This is a genomic window from Acrocarpospora pleiomorpha (assembly GCF_009687885.1).
Lineage (GTDB): Bacteria > Actinomycetota > Actinomycetes > Streptosporangiales > Streptosporangiaceae > Acrocarpospora > Acrocarpospora pleiomorpha.
The window spans coordinates 146456-161012 of record NZ_BLAF01000012.1 but is presented as its reverse complement, the minus strand read 5'-3'; the positions used below and the strand labels follow the sequence as shown (position 1 = coordinate 161012).

Genomic DNA, 14557 nt, shown 5'->3' with positions numbered 1-14557 from the left:
GAAGCGTTCAAGATCAACTCAGGCTCATGTGGGCTGCCCCAAAATGGTTTGCCCGTGGATGGCGTGCGCTGCGATGCTCGGCCGCGCAGGAGCAGAGCGGGAACGGAGAGGAAGCCGCAAAGTGGCCGTCAGCGTATCCAGCAAGTCGTCCGAGTCCGGGCCGGAAGTCCGCACGGTGGCCGGCGTCCTGCGCGGCGGCCGGGAGGCGGGCCTGGCGGTCTTCCGCGGCATCCCGTTCGCCGAGCCGCCGGTCGGCGCCCTCCGTTTCGCCGCGCCGCAGCCGGTGCGCAGCTGGGACGGCGTGCGCCCGGCGGTCGTGTACGGCCCGCCGCCCCCGCAGTCCGGCGTACTCGGGGTGTCCCAGGACACCGCCGGAGACGACTGGTTGACGCTCAACGTCTGGACCCCGGAACCGGATCCGGCGGCAGGGCTCCCGGTGATGGTGTGGATCCCCGGCGGCGCTTACGCCATCGGCAACTCCAGCCTCCCGGAATACGACGCCGGGCACCTGGCCGGGAGCGGAGCCGTGGTCGTGACCCTCAACTACCGTCTCGGTATTGAGGGTTTCGCGCAGATCGACGGAGCCCCGGCCAACCGGGGACTGCTCGACCAGGTCGCGGCCTTGCAGTGGGTGCGAAACAACATCCGGGTGTTCGGCGGCGACCCGGACCGGGTCACGGTCTTCGGCGAGTCGGCGGGCGGCGGATCGGTCGCCGCGCTGCTCGCCATGCCGCGCGCCGCCGGGCTCTTCCGCCGGGCGATCGCGCAGAGCGTGCCGGGGACGTTCTTCTCACCCGAACTGGCCGCCGACATCGCCGCCGCCTTCGCCGCCGAGCTTGGGGTACGGCCCACGGTGTCCAGCCTGTCGGCGGTGGCCCCGGCCCAGCTGCCCGCCGTGGGCGACGCGGTCTTCGCCAAGATGGTCCAATGGCGGGACCGCTGGGGGCAGATCACACACCGGCCGATCCCGTACGCACCGGTCGTCGACGGTGACGTCCTGCCGGCGACCCCTTGGCGGGCGCTGGCCGACGGCGCCGCCCGGGACGTCGAGCTTCTCGTCGGGCACACCCGTGACGAGCACCGGTTGTTCAGCCTGATCGACGGCGTGCTCGGCCAGGTCACGCACGAGCAGACCGAGACCGCTCTGCACATGCTCGCCCCCGACCCGGACGGCGCCCGCCGGTACCGTGAGGCCTTCCCGGCCGCAACCGATGAGGAGCTGTACGAACTGGTCAACGCGGACTGGCTGTTCCGCATGCCGAGCCTCCACCTCGCCGACGCGCAGATCGCCGGCGGCGGCCAGGCCCACCTCTACGAACTGACCTGGTCCGCCCCGGGAATGGGCGGTGGCCTCGGCGCCTGCCACGGCCTGGACGTGCCGCTCGTCTTCGGCAACCTGAGCAGCGGACAGCCCGCCATGCTGATCGGCGACCCGCCCTCCCCGGCGGCGGAGGAGCTCTCCGCGCAGATCCGCAGGGCGTGGACGGCATTCGCCGCTCACGGCGACCCGGGCTGGCCTCCGTACGACACCGACCACCGCCTCGCACAGCTCTTCGACATGCCGTCGATGGTCGCCGCGTACCCGGAAGAGACCTCGCGACTGCTGTGGCAGAACCACACCTTCCCGGCGCTCCCACTGCTCGCGCGGCCGGTGTGAGCCACGGGAGCTACTTGCCGAGCTTGTCAATGCGCTGGGCAAGACGATCGACATGGTGGAGCGGAAGTTCCTTTATTGGTGATGTTCTGTTCCGGGATGGTCGTGCGCTGAACTTCACGCCCCCGACCCCGCCTGATGCGCACCGGTCGAGGAGGATGGTGTGTCGATCGGAAGCGGGGATGCCATGAAGATCGTGATACCGGGTGGGACCGGACATTTAGGGGTGCTGCTCTCCGGCGCCCTCGCGGGTGCGGGCCACGAGGTGGTCGTGCTCAGTAGGCACGCGGGGACGCGGGTGCCCGGTGCGCGTACGGTGCTGTGGGACGGCCGCACGGCGGGTGCGTGGGCGGCCGAGCTCGACGGCGTGGACGCGGTGATCAACCTGGCCGGACGCAGTGTGAACTGCCGTTACACCAAGGAGAACCTGCGGCAGATGATGGACTCGCGGGTGGAGTCCGCCACCGCCGTCGGTACGGCTGTCGCCGCGGCAGCCCGCCCGCCGAAGGTGTGGCTCCAGATGAGCACCGCCACCATATACGCGCACAGCTTCGACCACGCCAACGACGAGGCGACCGGGGTCATCGGCGGCGGCGAGCCCGGCGTTCCCGCCTACTGGGGGTTCAGCGTCGACATCGCCCGGAACTGGGAGAACGCGCAGCTCGCGGCGGAAACCCCAGCTACGCGGAAGGTCGCGCTACGCACCAGCATGGTGATGGCGCCCGGCCGGGGCGGGCCGTTCGACACGTTGTGGCGGCTGGCCCGGTCGGGCTTGGGCGGGCCGGTCGCCGGTGGGCGGCAGTACATGTCGTGGATTCACGATCGCGACTTCGTGCGCGCGGTCAAGTTCCTGCTGGTAGGTGATGACCTGGCCGGGCCGGTCAACCTGGCCTCACCCAATCCGTTGCCGATGCGGGCGTTTATGGCGGGTCTGCGCCAGGCGGTAGGCGTACGGGTGGGGTTGCCTGCCGCCCGATGGATGGCGGAGATCGGCGCGTTCGTGGCGCGCAGCGACACCGAACTGCTGCTGAAGAGTCGGCGGGTCGTGCCGGGACGACTGGTCGACGCGGGCTTCACCTTCGACCTGCCCGAATGGCTGGACGCCGCCCGCGATCTCGTGGCCCGCAGCCGCCCACCAGGACCGTAACACTCAGCCGCCCGGTCCGACCTCGTGCTGGGAGCGTCGTCGTCGGACGTCGGCATGTCGCCCCTCGTACGACCGTAGTGCGGCAGTGAGGCGGCCAGATCGGGGTAGGCGGCGGCCCACACGTCGTCGAACAGGAACCACTGGTGATAGCCGAAAGTGCCATCGACATGCATGGCCATCTGGGCCACGTGCTCACTCTGCCGGATGATCGTGTGACGTGGATCGTGGCCAGGGGACGGCGCGAATTTCTCCACCAGGGGCAGCACGAACTCGTGCGCCTGCCTGTGCCTGGCGCTGCGAGGATGACGAAATGATCGCGACCCCTGGCGACTACGCCTGGTTCTCCTACGAGCGCTTCCCCGAGCTGGCGGAGGCCTACTGCTTCACCTACCTCCGCGGCCTGGCACCCGAGCAGCTGGTGCTCCGGCTCGGTGGTCGGCCGGAGGATTTCACGCCCATGACGCTTGAGGAGCTGATCGAGACTCGCCACAGGAACAGCTACGACACCGCGTTTCTCGGCGCCACGACCATAGGCGACTGGGTGTTCATCGTTGAGCCCAACGGTGGGCTCGGCATCGATGAAGAAATCATCGCTTCGCTGTCGGCGGGAACCCGCCTCGTCTCCCACTTCCGCGACGTCGAAGGCGTCGAGTACTGCTACTGGAGCGAAGATGGAGAGATCCGGTTCTGCTTCATCGCTGATGAAGGTTACTCGGAAGAGGTACCGGATGAGGTCGTGAAGACCATGCAGCGGATCGACGCCGACTACAGGCACCTCTACCCCAGCGACGGGCCGGCGTTCCTCCTGGCCGAGCATCTCACCGGCATCACGCTGACACCGGAGCTGCTGGAGGGGTCCACCTACCTGTGCGGAGTCATCCTCGAACCGAGGTGAGCCGGATCCATCGTCTGTGACCCCCTCGGGCCAGTCGCAGCCGGTGGACCACGCCGCTGCAAGCTCCCGCGAGATTCGCGTTCCCAGGTGGGCCATCTATCGCGCTCAGGGGCCAACTAACGCCCCCAACGTCAAGTGAGGCTTTGATCGATAGCTGGCGGATGGGACCGATAGTTGGCGCCGCCGAACCGTCCGCAGTTGATCGAGCTGTGACCCCCAGGCATAGACGGCGGCTGAGAGTGGTTCAGCCTGTGGGATTCTGTGGTTCCCAGAGTTTGTTGGCTGGCCTCCCTAGCTCTTCTTGGCGGCTGCGTACAGATCTCGATAGCTGTCGCGGTTACGATCTCTTTTCGCATGTCTCCTGATCGGAGCCGTTGATGAGGAAAGAACCAGACCCAGCAGTCTTGTATCCGGATGTGGCCGAGCTAGGGAGTCTTGCTGCAGCGCTACAAGCTATGGCGGCCGATCAAGGTCTGTCTCTCAGCATGGTTGCCAGCGCGTCGGATCCATTGCGTCATGCCACAGCTCCCAGCGTTGTCCCGCACCGCGAAGCGCTGTTCGTGTCCGCATGGGTTTTCGAACGGCGGTGGCGTATCTGTGGTTCCGCGAACAATGGGATCCTGATTGAGGGCGTCACGGACGACTTGAACGACGTCCCAGCTTTGGTGCACGGCTGGGCTGAAGGTGCCACTCTCCAGGAGATCGACCAAGCTGCGGACTTCGATCTCCTGACTGGGCGATTTGAGGTGCCGGACGGCAATTCCGCTGACGTCATCGCCGCACAGTGGCAGTACACGCTCAAGGACGCCCAGCAATCCGACTGGCCTGAATACCAGGCGCTCATCGAGGCGGCCTACGCCGAACCCAAGCTATGCAAGCTCTATCCCTATACCAGCCACTGGGCGCTGAGCTTTTCCGCCACCCCGTACCCCTTCACTCCGAGCTTTGTCTCCATAGAAGCTTCTCGGGGAGGCGGCTACACCATCAGGGAATGGTCGAACGGCCCGGCGCTGACCCGGGTTCCCACACCTGCCGAAGCGATCAGCATCGCAGTGAACCGACTTCCAGCTGACCTCGGTCCGAACGACCGGCCTACGCATCCTTGAAGTTGCTGCGGTCCGGCGAAATTTCTAACGGATGTTCAGGTTGGAGGGTCTCTGAGCTCAGCCTAGAAACGGACGGATGACCGGCATCTCCGTTGTTTCCAGGACCCGTGTGGCGGCGGTGTGGAGGTACGGTGCGGGTAGCGTGCAAACGGTCGCGCGGGTGGGGCATCGCCCCTACCGTCCCAGAGTATGCAGACAGTGGATGTACTGGTCGTGGGGGCGGGTCTGGCTGGCCTGCACACATCCCGCCTGCTGGCGCAACGGGAACTGAATGTGATGGTCGTCGACAGCCGCAGGTCGCTGTCGACGGGCATCCGCACGACGGGGATCTTCGTACGCCGCACCCTCGATGACTTCGACCTGCCCGACCACCTGCTCGGGCCTGGCGTCCGGGACGTGCTGTTGTATCCGCCGTCGCGGCGGGCACCGATCCGGCTCACCAGTGACCGGGACGAGTACCGCGTAGCCGACATGCCGGCCATCTACGAGCACGCGCTCCGTGCGGCGGAGTCAGCTGGGGCACGGGTCCTCTTGGGCGTTCGGTACGTCGACGTGTCGATGGGTTTTGTGCGGTTCGCGGGTGCGGAACCGGTGATGGCCCGGTTCATCGTCGGCGCGGACGGCGCCCGCTCCCGGGTGGCTCGTGATCTCGGCCTCGATGTCAACCGGCGCCTTCTCGTCGGTGCCGAGATCGTCCACCCGATCGCGTCGGGCACGACCACCCCGGCGTTCCACTGCGTGCTGGACCCCCGGGTAGCTCCGGGGTACCTGGGGTGGGTCATCGACGACGGCCAGCACGCGCATGTTGGCGTCGCAGGATATCCGGACGCGATGCGCACCGGTATCCGCCCTCTGCTGGACGCTTTCGCCGCGGACGCGCCCGGCCGCGGGGCGCCCGCCGGTCCGGTCGAGCGTCGAGGTGGTCCGATCCCGGTCGGCGGTGTGCTGCGGCGGTTGGCGTGTCCTGCCGGGCTGCTGGTCGGGGACGCGGCGGGCGCGGTGTCGCCGCTGACCGCCGGGGGATTGGACCCCTGCTTACGCATGTCCGAACTCGCCGCGGCGGTCACCGCCGGGTACCTGCGCACCGGCGACCAACGCGTGTTACGCCGCTACGACGGGGGCGCGTTACGGACCCGGTTCCGCGGCCGACTGTTGCTGCGCCGCGTGTTCGCCGGCATCCGATCCCCCGCCGCGGTAGAGGCGGCAGTGACCTTACTACGCAGTCGTCCCGGTCGTGCCTTGGCGTCGCGGATCCTGTTCGGCGACGGCTCGTTTCCCGACGTCAACCTACGGCTCGACCGCTTCTCGGAGCGATAGCCGTTTAGCGTCGCCGTGCGGCAACTCGACGACGACCAAGCCCTCGCGGCGGTCGGCTGGCTGGCCTGCCATGGGGTGGCTGCTGGTGCTGGACAACGTCCCCCATCCCGGTCACATCGCGGGCCTGCTGGGTCGCGCCCTGGCTGGGCAGGCGCAGGTGACCAGCCAGCGGCCAGGGGTCCAGCGCCGCGCGCGGTTCGCCCAGTGCGGTGTTGACGGGGAGGAAGGCGCCCAGCAGTTCGGCCAGGGCGTGGGGATCGGGCGGCGGTGTACAGGATGAGGGTGAGGGCGCCTGTGGGGTTGCTCTTGGCTCCGCTGCCTGCGGAGATCGTCGCCAGGAGCTCGCCGGCATCCGGCCGCTCGCCGAGCCCCGGGAAATCGATGCGCCGGTCGGCAGCGGTACGCGTATCGTCTTCGACCTCGATCGCGGACACCTCGGGCCTGCCGCCGCCTTTCCCACCGACCTCGACCACCTTGATGTGCACGGCCCGGACTGTGTTGCCCCGAAGGGCCCAGGGCATGTCATCGTCCGCGACCTTCGCCCCGCGAATCCCGGTCAGGATGCCTTCTATAGGTAGGCATGTACTATCTGTCGGCATGCATCCCAGGCATGCTGCGAGGGGCAATGAGTGACGACGTGCTCTCGATCATCCCGGCCGATCCGTACTGGCAACCTGAGCGAGACGCCGCCGAACGTGCCGCCGCGCTCGCGGCGGAACTCGCCCCCGGAACCCCTGACGGCGTGGACGTCGAGATCGAAGTCACCTGGCATGAGAGCCTCACCGTTGTCGACTGCGGGTCCAACCTGATAAAGATCGGCTGCCCGCTCTGCGCTGCTTCGATCGACACCGAGTGGTGGGCCGAGCTCACTGAGGTTCGTGACGAAGAGGGCTTCACCACATTGGCGATTCAGGTTCCGTGCTGCGGCGGCCAGACCTCACTGGACGCGCTGGACTACGACTGGCCCTGCGGCTTCGCGCGGTTTGAGATCGCTATTTGGAACCCGGATCGAGGCTGGTTCAACGACAAGGAACTGGCAGCTTTCGCGAACGCCTTGGGCCATCCCGTACGCCAGGTCATAGCCCATATCTGATTTTGGCACGCAGGTCACCCGGCTAGGTGAAGTCCGCATAGACGGTGCCGGGAAATTCGTCACCCCTATGCGGCCTGGGCGTACTCGTGGATCAGTCCGACAAGGCGATCGCGGGGTGCCTGTATCGGCTAGCGGTGGGCAAGTTGCGCACCTGTCCGGCAGCGTCTGGTGCGGCCGGTAGCGTTGTGATGATCAATGTAGTCGACTAGGACGGTGTGCAGATGCCGCCGCCCGACGAGCAGCATCCGGTCCAGGCACTCGCGCCGGACGCTCACCAGTTCGCGCGTAGTAGGTGCGACCCCCTTCCTGACGCAGGGCCGGGGCACGTTCACCACGGGCCCCGCCGGTTACGCTTCCATTTGATCCCTGGTCAGGCGGTGGTGAAGGAGATCCAGACGTCCGGGGGTACGTCGGGACGGTTCGGCACGGGCCGGCGCTCCTCCGTCCACGCGTCGCCGGCGATCTCGGTGGCGACGCGCCGCCAGAACGCGACGGCCGCCGTGTTCGAGTCCTGGAAGGCGATCTTCCAGGGGCCGGGGTGGCGGGAGATCACCTCCCGCACAACTTTCATCCCGATCCCGGACCGGCGCGCGCCGCGTACCACGAAGAAGCTGTTCAGCACGCGCGCAGGGCCGGACAGCGCGCGCACGAATGAGAACCCGACAGGCCGGTCGCCGCTGGTGAACAGGTAGGCCGCCCAGTCGTCGTCCTCGAACGCCGAGCGCAGCCGGTCGCCGTGATAGGTGGCGTCGGGGCTGGGCAGCCCGCCCTGAAATTCCGCCAGAAGTCCAGAGCCAGGCACGTACAGAAGGGATGTTGTGTGCCACTTCCCCGGGGGCCATGATCGGGTATTGCGCGCGAAATAGGGGGCCGTTATGGGAAATGTGCTGGTGACTGGAGCCACCGGAGGGATTGGGACGGCGCTGGTCGGCGCGCTCGTGGAGGCTGGGCATCGGGTGACTGCCGTGGGGCGCGGCGTGGCGCGGCTGGACGTGCGGGGGATTGAGGCGGATCTGGCCGAACCAGGGACGCTGGCCGCCGCCGTGGGAGCACTGGAGGATGCGGGGGAATTGGGGGAGGTGCACGCGCTGGTGCATTGCGCGGGAATCTCCCCCATCGAAGCCGTCGCCGACGCCGGCCCCGAGACATGGCGGCGGACGCTGGCGGTGAACGTGGCCTCCGCCGCAGAGCTGGTACGGCTGACGCTGCCCGCGTTGCGACGGTCCAAGGGCCACGTGATCTTCGTCAACGCTTCACCCGGGATGACGGGCATCCCCCGCTGGTCGGCGTTCGTCGCCAGCAAGGCGGCGCTGCGGGAGTTGGCCGATTCACTGCGCGAGGAAGAGGCCGCCCATGGGATACGCGTCACCACGGTCTATCCCGCAGCGACGGCGACCGACTTGCTGGGTGAGGTCAGGCGGGCCTTCGGGCGCCCGTACGATCCCGAGCTGTGCATCCAGCCACAGACGCTGGCCGCGATGATCGTCTGGGTGCTGAGCGCACCAATTGACGCCTACGCCTGCGAGCTGTCCGTACTGCCCTCGCCGCGCCCGCCAGGGTGAGGGACATGTCGGTGGGGGTGTTTAGCGCCAGTGGTCCTGTTGGGGCAGCTTCACCCACATGTCGGGTGGACCGATGATCGCTCGGGCGTCGGGCAGTCGCAGGCCCGCGCGGGCGCAGCAGTAGGCCACGGCTTTGCGCTGGTAAAGATACGAGGCGAGAACTTCGTCTGACGGCGCGTCGGCGAGCACGTCACCCCCGCCGGGGTGGGTGTCCCAATCCTCCAGTACGCCATCGCGGGTGACGCTGCCCTGGTTGCCGCTCTTGGGGTTGGCGTACATGCCGTAGCACACGGTGCGGACCGACAGCTGTTTCATGATTGCGGGTGTCGACGCGGTGAACCCGCAGGGGTGCGAGACGACGCATCCGCCGGGCGCGTCGGTGACCCCGACGATGGCCAGGCTCTCGTCATAGTTCGCCAGAGGCTCATACATGATCGCTTCAACGTAGTCGGCGGCGGGTGTGGCTCCAAGGCGTCGTACCGCCTCGGCCGCGTGGACTCCGGCCACACAAGCCAGGCTGACACCGTCGTAGGGGAATCGGCCCAACGCCGCGATCAGGCGTCCAGCCTCCGCCACGGCCTCGGCCTCCGCGGCGGACAGCCCGGCTTCCCCGGGAGGCATGTCGTACATGTCGGGTATTGGGGTGGCCAAACTGAGCCGTCCGGGGGACCATCCGGACATCATCGGCCGCCATGGGTCCGCGTCGGCGTCGACCAGGATGTCGGCGTTCTCGGGACGGTTGGCGAAGATGGCCGTCCAAAGCGCGGTACGGCCCTCATACTCGGTGTCGACATCGTCCACGAGCGCGGCCAGCTCCTCGACCACATCCGGCGAACCCCATCTGGCCGCGAGATGCAACGGCGAGCCGTGAGACGGCCCGGCGTTCGGGTCGGCACCCGCGTCGAGCCGGGCACGAACCGATTGGATCTTGGTCCAGTCCTGCAAAGCCATCCAGGACCAGTTGGCTCCCTCTGCGTTGATAACGGCGCTCCTTGTACGGACCTACGTGGACGTCCTTGAGCGGCCAGCATGGCGGATCGGACTGACATTTCGATCGGCCCCGGCGTGCCACTAGCCAGAGGTCACGCCAGCCGGAATCCTTGGAGCCATGGGGATAGTGGACGACGAACAGTCCCTCACCGCATTTCTGAGGACGGTGAACGTCGGCGATCTCCTCGCTGGAACTGTCGCGGAGGTCACAGACTCGGAGGCGACGGTGCTCCTCGACGTGTTCGCCAGGGATCCGGTCGGCATCATCGGTCCGCTCGATCTTTCCTGGCGGTCCTTTGGGCGATCGGCTGCTGAAATCCTTGAAGTCGGCGGCCGAGTCTCCGCCGAGGTGATCGCCGTTGATCTCCAAGAGCGGCAGGTCCTGCTCTCACGGTCCGCGACCGAGAACCCCCAGCTATGGGCATATCTGAAGGCACTGCGTCCGGGACAGAGGCTACTCAAATCCACCGTCCGCAGCCGTGAAGATCCCGGTTATTGCGGTTGAGTCTCCCCTGAGGGGAGACGGCAGAGTGGGCGCATGGACGGTGACGTGCTGCTGACGATCGGAGACCTGGCCCGGCGTACCGGGCTTACGGTGAAGGCGATCAGGTTCTACTCCGAACGCGGGCTCGTGCCGCCCACCACCCGCAGTCCCGCCGGTTACCGGTTGTACGACGTCGGCGCGCTGGCCCGGCTGGAGTTCGTGCGCACGCTGCGCGAGCTGGGGATCGATCTGCCCACCGTGCAGCGCCTGCTGGAACGCGATCTTCCGGTGGCGCAGGTCGCCGAGGAGCACGCCGAGGCGCTGGACGTGCAGATCCGCATCCTGCGGCTGCGCCGAGCCGTGCTGCGCGCGGTGGCCAGACGGGGATCGACGCTAGAGGAGACGGAACTCATGCACAGGCTCGCCAAACTCTCCAACGAGGAACGCCACCGCCTCGTCACCGGCTTCATCGACGAGGTCTTCGGCGATCTCGACGCCAATCCCGAGTGGGTCGCGATGATGCGCTCGGCCATGCCGGACCTGCCCGACGACCCTGATCCCGAGCAGGTGGACGCCTGGGCGGAGCTGGCCGAACTGGTCCAGGACCCGGAGTTTCGCGCGGCGGTCCGCCGGCTGGCCGAGTACCAGGCGGCCGAGCGCGCCCAGGGCGACACCACGGGGCTGCACCACGAGCTCACGGAGGAGGTCCGCGACCGCGTCGGCGCGGCGGTGGCCGCGGGTGTGGACTCCGCGTCGCCGCAGGCGGCCGCCATCGTCGGCGCCCTCGCCACCCGGTACGCGCAGACCTTCGGCCGCGCCGACGACGCCCACCTGCGGGACTGGATGCTGGACCGCCTGGAGGCGGCCGACGAACCGCTCGCCGAGCGTTACATGCAGCTGCTCGCGGTGATCAACGGCTGGCCGGTGCCGCCGAGCATGGCGCCGCTGTTCGGCTGGTTCAGCCAGGCTCTGCGCGCGGGTCGGTGAGGTCGCTCTCCGCCTTCTCCGCGCGGACATGCGTGGTGAACCGGCCCTCACGCTGCCGTCGCCTTGCTCCAGTGGGCCGAGAGGCCGAGGTGGTCCGCCCCGATCTGGCGACCTCGTGCCGCTCCTGTGCGGCATCGCCTATGCCGTCCAGAAGGTGCGCGCGCCTACCGACCCGATACCAGTCCCACCCGGTAGGCGAGGACGACCGCTTGGACGCGGTCGCGGAGGCCGAGTTTCGTCAGGATCCGCGACACATATGTCTTGACGGTCTCGGAGGCGATGAACAGCGTCTCGGCGATCTCCGCGTTCGACAGGCCTGCGGCGATCAGCTCGAGCACGTCGAGTTCGCGGCGGGTCAGCGCGCGGATGAGTTCTTCTCTGGCGGGCCGGGAGGTGTCTGAGGGGCGCAGCCGTTCCGCGTAGTGGCCGATGAGCGATCGGGTGACGGCGGGTGCCAGCAGCGCCTCTCCCCGGGCGACCGTGCGGACGCCGCCCACCAGCTCGGCCGGGGGCGCGTCCTTGAGGAGGAAGCCGCTGGCTCCGGCGCGCAACGCGTCGTAGACGTACGCGTCGACGTTGAAGGTGGTGACGACCAGGACCTTCGGTGGTGCGACGGCGTCGGGGCCGGCCAGCCGCCGGGTGGCCTCGATGCCGTCGAGCAGGGGCATGCGGATGTCCATGACGACCACGTCGGGGAGCAGCCGTTGCGCGGCTTCCACGGCCGCGTGCCCGTTGTCGGCCTCTCCGACGACTTCCATGTCGGGCTGCGCGGAGAAGATGGTGACGTATCCGGTGCGTACCAGCGGCTGGTCGTCGCAGACGAGCACCTGGATCGGATCGCTGCTCATCGAGTCACTCCTGGACGGGCTTGCACGGAATCACGGCACGGACGCCGAACCCGCCGTCGGGCCGGGGTCCGGTCACCAGTTCACCATCGATCATCCGTACCCGCTCGCGCAGTCCTGCCAGCCCCCGTCCTGTGGTGCTCGGTGCGGCGAGGGCGGGCCCGTTGGTGGTCACGTCGATCTCGATCTGCTCGCCGTACCGGATCTGAACGACGGTCGGCCGCCCGGCCGCGTGTTTCATGGCATTGGTGAGTGCCTCCTGCACCACGCGGTAAGCGGCCAGTTCCACCTCCACGCTCTGCGGCCGCCGCAGGCCCTGCTCGTCCCACTCGACGGGCTGACCCGACATCCTGGCCTGCTCGATCAGGTCCTTCACCTTGCCCAAGGTGGGCGCTCGGTCCGCCGAGGCCGACGCGCCGGTCGCCTCCAGCACATCCAGCAGGTAGCGCAGCTCCGTCAACGCGCGGCGGCCGGTGTCGCTGACCGCCGCGAGCCCCTCGCCGGCCCGCTCCGGCGCGGACGTCAGTACGAACTGCGCCGCGTCGGCCTGGACCACCATGGCCGTCACGTGATGGGTCACCACGTCGTGCAGCTCCCGCGCGATGCGTGCCCGCTCGGCAGCTGTGGCCACCTCGGCGGCCAGCCGCCGCCGCTCGACCTCGTGCATCCGCCACCTCCGCACGGCGCCTCCGGCCAGCCATGCCACGGCCAGGCTCAGGTAGAACGCCAGATAATCCGGTACGCCCTGGGGCGAACCCAGGCCGTGCAGACCGACAGCCAGCAGGGCATAGCCCGCGCTCCCGACGACGACCAGAGCGGGGCGGAAGGACACTTGGTAGGCCCCGGCCGCATAAAGCGCCAGGTACAGCCCCAAGCTGGCGAACGTGGTCGGAAAGCCCAGCGACTGATGCGCCGCGAACGCGCCCCCGACGATCAGCAGGCAGACCGCGGGCCACCGGCGGCGGGCCACGAGTGGCAGGGCCTGCGCCAAGGTCAGTCCGATGCCCAGCGCGTCCACAGGCCGGGCGAACAGGTCGCCGAGCTGTGTCCCGATCTTCGACAGCACCGGCACGAAGGCCAGCAGGGCAAGGAGCAGCGCCAGGGCGCCGTCCTTGCCGTACTCGTCCCGCGTCACACCGCTTCCCTCCTGCGAGCGAAGACCAGCATAGGTACGGCGAGCGCCAGCCCGACCATAACCGTGATGATCGACGCTTCCAGCCCGAAACTCCCACCGGTCAGCAGGGCCGGGCCGGTGACGTGCGCGGTCAGGAGGCTCCCTTCGGCGGCGTGCCCGGAAACCGGGATGCCGAGCAGCTGCACGGTGGTGTTCCAGGTGAAGTGCAGACCCACGACGAACCAGATGCTGCGCCGCCACAGGAACGCCGCGCCCAGCAGTACTCCGGCCTCGATGGCGATGGCCACCGAGCTCCACAGGCTGGCACCGGGGTTGGCCAGGTGCGCGAAGCCGAAGAACACCGCGGTGAGCGTGAGTGCGATGCGGCTGCCGGCCAGCCGCTCCAGGGCCTGCAGGGCCAGGCCGCGGAACATCAGCTCCTCCGTGATCGCCGTGGCTGCCATCGTCGCCGCCGCGGCGATCACGACCGGAAAGAAGCTGTTGCCCGCCCAGGAGAACGAATAGCCCCCGAACGCCGTGATGAGGAGAGTGGACAGGAACACGAAGCCCAGGCCGATCCCGCCGCCGACCAGCACCTCCCGCGCGGCCCCCCGCCGGGCCAGCTCCGGCGTGGGCCGCTTCGCGACGTAGCGCATGACCGCCCAATAAACCCCCACTGCGGCGACCGCCCCCAGCAACGGTAGCGCGCCGGTCACGGCCGAGACCGCGGCGATGCCGACCAACCCCGTCAGCATCCAGCCCAGCGGCGAGCGGACGATCCGGACCAGACGACCACCTCTCTCGTGGCGTTCGGCGGGCGTCGTGCCCATCATGGCCTCCCTTGGCGATTGATCCATGAGGCAACGCTAGAAAGGCGGTGATGTCCGCGAATCACCATCGAGAGGACGATTTCTGTAGCTCTCGCGGGGGATGCGCAGCCCAATAGCAGGTTCATGAAAGCGACGTAGCGCGCACAGCGGCATCCTGTCCTTTCCGAACAGGCTGTTATGGCACGCAGGGAGCATGGGCATGGCCACTGTCGTGATCGCCGTGGTGGCGGTCTTTTTCCTCGGGATGCGCAACGGCTGATGAGTACGACGACCACCTGCACAACCCGATCGGCCCGCACTTGGGGTTCCCTCAAGGAACTCTGGATGTTATGGTCATGGAGTCTCTTGAAGGAACCCAAGAAGGAGTCGTCAAGATGAGCAAGGTCTTCAGTGCCCACGCGGTGTCGGTCGACGGTTACATCACCGGGCGCGACCCGGGCGCCGGGAGTCACCACCTCCATTACGAGGTTGAGCGCTGATCCTCATCCACCGGCGCCCTGGCGATGATCAGCGCCCACACCGCCCGCTAACAG

15 protein-coding genes are annotated in these 14557 nt (G+C 68.1%); 10 read left to right on the top strand and 5 right to left on the bottom strand.

Annotated features, from left to right (window positions below; all coding sequences use genetic code 11):
- Window positions 1-121: 121 nt before the first annotated feature.
- From Aple_RS12265 to Aple_RS12235, 7 genes are all read left to right on the top strand, one after another.
- On the top strand, window positions 122-1657 hold the full coding sequence (locus Aple_RS12265) for a carboxylesterase/lipase family protein (RefSeq protein ID WP_218038273.1): 1536 nt from the start codon (window positions 122-124) through the stop codon (window positions 1655-1657).
- Window positions 1658-1817: 160 nt separating this feature from the next.
- A complete protein-coding gene (locus tag Aple_RS12260; protein WP_246264402.1) occupies window positions 1818-2801 on the top strand; it encodes an epimerase in 984 nt (327 codons plus the stop codon).
- 310 nt (window positions 2802-3111) lie between these two features.
- Window positions 3112-3696 (top strand): DUF6461 domain-containing protein, encoded by a 585-nt coding sequence (locus Aple_RS12255; RefSeq protein WP_155344659.1) that lies wholly within the window; start codon window positions 3112-3114, stop codon window positions 3694-3696.
- A 377-nt stretch (window positions 3697-4073) separates the two neighbouring features.
- The gene (locus tag Aple_RS12250; RefSeq protein WP_218038272.1) at window positions 4074-4802 is read left to right on the top strand and encodes a DUF6193 family natural product biosynthesis protein; all 729 of its coding nucleotides are present in this window, start codon (window positions 4074-4076) and stop codon (window positions 4800-4802) included.
- A 189-nt stretch (window positions 4803-4991) separates the two neighbouring features.
- Complete coding sequence (locus tag Aple_RS12245; protein WP_155344657.1) at window positions 4992-6119, top strand: FAD-dependent monooxygenase; 1128 nt, start codon at window positions 4992-4994, stop codon at window positions 6117-6119.
- A 70-nt stretch (window positions 6120-6189) separates the two neighbouring features.
- Complete coding sequence (locus Aple_RS12240; protein ID WP_155344656.1) at window positions 6190-6399, top strand: hypothetical protein; 210 nt, start codon at window positions 6190-6192, stop codon at window positions 6397-6399.
- A 345-nt stretch (window positions 6400-6744) separates the two neighbouring features.
- The gene (locus Aple_RS12235) at window positions 6745-7212 is read left to right on the top strand and encodes a hypothetical protein (RefSeq protein ID WP_155344655.1); all 468 of its coding nucleotides are present in this window, start codon (window positions 6745-6747) and stop codon (window positions 7210-7212) included.
- A 370-nt stretch (window positions 7213-7582) separates the two neighbouring features.
- Here the strand turns inward: Aple_RS12235 and Aple_RS12230 are convergent, their stop codons facing one another.
- Window positions 7583-8014 carry a GNAT family N-acetyltransferase gene (locus Aple_RS12230; RefSeq protein WP_246264400.1) on the bottom strand — a complete coding sequence of 144 codons (432 nt, stop codon included), beginning with the start codon at window positions 8012-8014 and terminating at the stop codon, window positions 7583-7585.
- 73 nt (window positions 8015-8087) lie between these two features.
- On the opposite strand from Aple_RS12230, the gene Aple_RS12225 reads away from it, so the two are divergent.
- Window positions 8088-8774, top strand: a complete 687-nt coding sequence (locus Aple_RS12225; protein ID WP_155344654.1) for an SDR family NAD(P)-dependent oxidoreductase — start codon at window positions 8088-8090, stop codon at window positions 8772-8774.
- A gap of 21 nt (window positions 8775-8795) precedes the next feature.
- Here Aple_RS12225 and Aple_RS12220 read toward each other — a convergent pair whose 3' ends face one another.
- Window positions 8796-9725, bottom strand: coding sequence for an ankyrin repeat domain-containing protein (locus Aple_RS12220; protein ID WP_155344653.1), 930 nt, complete (start codon window positions 9723-9725; stop codon window positions 8796-8798).
- Window positions 9726-9882: 157 nt separating this feature from the next.
- Here Aple_RS12220 and Aple_RS12215 point away from each other — a divergent pair, with 157 nt between their 5' ends.
- Together Aple_RS12215 and Aple_RS12210 are read left to right on the top strand one after the other, a co-directional pair.
- Entirely contained in the window at window positions 9883-10269 is a 387-nt protein-coding gene (locus Aple_RS12215) for a hypothetical protein (protein ID WP_246264398.1), read from the top strand.
- A gap of 33 nt (window positions 10270-10302) precedes the next feature.
- Window positions 10303-11235, top strand: coding sequence for a MerR family transcriptional regulator (locus Aple_RS12210; RefSeq protein ID WP_155344652.1), 933 nt, complete (start codon window positions 10303-10305; stop codon window positions 11233-11235).
- Window positions 11236-11399: 164 nt separating this feature from the next.
- Here the strand turns inward: Aple_RS12210 and Aple_RS12205 are convergent, their stop codons facing one another.
- From Aple_RS12205 to Aple_RS12195, 3 genes are read right to left on the bottom strand one after another with little or no spacing between them, the layout of a single operon-like run.
- Window positions 11400-12083, bottom strand: coding sequence for a response regulator (locus Aple_RS12205; RefSeq protein ID WP_155344651.1), 684 nt, complete (start codon window positions 12081-12083; stop codon window positions 11400-11402).
- 4 nt (window positions 12084-12087) lie between these two features.
- Window positions 12088-13215, bottom strand: a complete 1128-nt coding sequence (locus Aple_RS12200; RefSeq protein ID WP_218038271.1) for a sensor histidine kinase — start codon at window positions 13213-13215, stop codon at window positions 12088-12090.
- On the bottom strand, window positions 13212-14051 hold the full coding sequence (locus Aple_RS12195) for a CPBP family intramembrane glutamic endopeptidase (protein WP_218038270.1): 840 nt from the start codon (window positions 14049-14051) through the stop codon (window positions 13212-13214). The genes Aple_RS12200 and Aple_RS12195 overlap by 4 nt, the downstream gene beginning before the upstream one ends.
- Window positions 14052-14557 lie beyond the last annotated feature (506 nt).

Excerpts from the sequence above, each read along its gene's own strand:
- Aple_RS12195 (WP_218038270.1), bottom strand. The coding sequence starts at position 14,051 with ATGGATCAATCGCCAAGGGAGGCCATGATGGGCACGACGCCCGCCGAA.
- Aple_RS12240 (WP_155344656.1), top strand. The coding sequence starts at position 6,190 with ATGGGGTGGCTGCTGGTGCTGGACAACGTCCCCCATCCCGGTCACATC.
- Aple_RS12225 (WP_155344654.1), top strand. The coding sequence starts at position 8,088 with ATGGGAAATGTGCTGGTGACTGGAGCCACCGGAGGGATTGGGACGGCG.
- Aple_RS12220 (WP_155344653.1), bottom strand. The coding sequence starts at position 9,725 with ATGGCTTTGCAGGACTGGACCAAGATCCAATCGGTTCGTGCCCGGCTC.
- Aple_RS12250 (WP_218038272.1), top strand. The coding sequence starts at position 4,074 with ATGAGGAAAGAACCAGACCCAGCAGTCTTGTATCCGGATGTGGCCGAG.
- Aple_RS12255 (WP_155344659.1), top strand. The coding sequence starts at position 3,112 with ATGATCGCGACCCCTGGCGACTACGCCTGGTTCTCCTACGAGCGCTTC.
- Aple_RS12235 (WP_155344655.1), top strand. The coding sequence starts at position 6,745 with ATGAGTGACGACGTGCTCTCGATCATCCCGGCCGATCCGTACTGGCAA.
- Aple_RS12215 (WP_246264398.1), top strand. The coding sequence starts at position 9,883 with ATGGGGATAGTGGACGACGAACAGTCCCTCACCGCATTTCTGAGGACG.
- Aple_RS12245 (WP_155344657.1), top strand. The coding sequence starts at position 4,992 with ATGCAGACAGTGGATGTACTGGTCGTGGGGGCGGGTCTGGCTGGCCTG.
- Aple_RS12210 (WP_155344652.1), top strand. The coding sequence starts at position 10,303 with ATGGACGGTGACGTGCTGCTGACGATCGGAGACCTGGCCCGGCGTACC.
- Aple_RS12205 (WP_155344651.1), bottom strand. The coding sequence starts at position 12,083 with ATGAGCAGCGATCCGATCCAGGTGCTCGTCTGCGACGACCAGCCGCTG.